Here is a 1,543-nt window from a genome sequence, read left to right on the forward strand (position 1 = left end):
CCAAGGCTCGGCAGCTGCTACGGTAAGGTTTGAAGTTTGAGGGCCCCATCACTGGCACAAGGTTTGCCCTTCTAACCGCTATCTGAACCCATGAGTTTGAAGCGCATGTCACTGGATTACCTGGGCAACCCCATCGACACCCGCAACCCCGCCACCCGTCAGGGCCTGGATGATTTCGTCGGCGGTTTTCTCGGCTATCAGCCCCGTGCCGAGGGCATCCTCGCGGTCGCCGATGCCGACCCCGACTCAGCATTGGCCAACGGATTTGCCGGCCTGCTGCTGATGTTTATCGAGTCGCCCGAGGGCCCTGTGCTGGCCGAGAAGTACCGTCAGCGGGCGGCGGCGGTGAATTCCCGGCATCCACGGGCGCTCGTGTATCTGCAAGTGCTGCAAGCCTGGATCAACGACGAGCTGGATGAAGTGCTGCGCCTCAGCGAGCATCTGCTGGATCTTTATCCGCGGGACCTGCTTGCGGCCAAGCTCAACCAGTACCTGGAATTCAACCGGGGCAACTGGCCGGCGCTGCTGCGGATCGGTTTGAAAGCCACCGCCGGCGCGCCGGATATCGCCCACAGTCACGGGCTACTGGCGTTTGCGTATGAGCAGTGTCATTTGCTGGAGGAAGCCGAGGCCAGTGCGCTTGAAGCGTTGCGGTTGCAGGCGTCCGAGCCATGGGCCCATCACGCATTGGCCCATGTGATGCTGACCCAGGGGCGTATCGAGGAAGGCATCGGGTTTCTGGAGGGCGTGAAGCAGCACTGGGACGGGCTTAACTCGTTCATGTACACCCATAACTGGTGGCATCTCGCGTTGTTTTATCTGGGGCGCGGGGAGGATCAGCGGGTGCTGGAGATTTATGACCGGCATGTGTGGGGGATCTTGCCGGAGTACTCCCAGGATCAGGTGGGCGCGGTGTCATTGCTGGCGCGGCTGGAGCTGGCCGGGATTGATGTGGGTGAGCGGTGGCAGGCGTTGGCGCCCTACCTGCAGCGTCGGGTTGGGGATGCGGTGCAGCCGTTTTTGAGTGTGCAGTATTTGTATGGGTTGGCCCGTGCGGGCAAGCCTGAGGCGGATCAGTTGTTGGCGGCTTTGCGCAGGCACAGTGTGGAAGCGCGGCCGGTTTGGCGGGAAGTGACGTTGCCGTTGGCTGAGGGGTTGTTGGCGCACGCCCGGGGGGATGCCCGGCGGGCGTTGGAACAGCTGGGGATAGCGTTGCCGCGGCTGAATGAGATTGGCGGGAGTCATGCGCAGCGGGATTTGTTTGCGCAGGTGGAGCTGGACGCACGGTTGCGGGTTGGGGATTGGCTTGGGGCGCAGCAGACGCTGGAATTGCGCCGGCGGTATGACGGGCTGGATGTGCCGACGAACCGAGCTTTGGTGGTGGTGTATGAGGCTTTGGGGTTGCCTGGGGAGGCGCTGCGGGCGCGGGCGCGGATTGGGGGGATATCCGTTATTTAGGTGATGGCTTGTATTGGTTCCGCTTTTGCCCCACCACTCGGCACCTCGCCTAGGCTCGGTGTGCCTAAGATCAAGATCAAAAGCA

1 protein-coding gene is annotated in these 1,543 nt (G+C 62.3%); it reads left to right on the forward strand.

Going from position 1 to position 1,543, the window contains the following annotated elements:
* The first annotated feature begins 105 nt into the window (after positions 1–105).
* Entirely contained in the window at positions 106–1,458 is a 1,353-nt protein-coding gene (locus HX824_RS02485; protein ID WP_177037286.1) for a tetratricopeptide repeat protein, read from the forward strand.
* Positions 1,459–1,543 lie beyond the last annotated feature (85 nt).

This window comes from Pseudomonas sp. D4002, from assembly GCF_013385665.1.
GTDB lineage: Bacteria > Pseudomonadota > Gammaproteobacteria > Pseudomonadales > Pseudomonadaceae > Aquipseudomonas.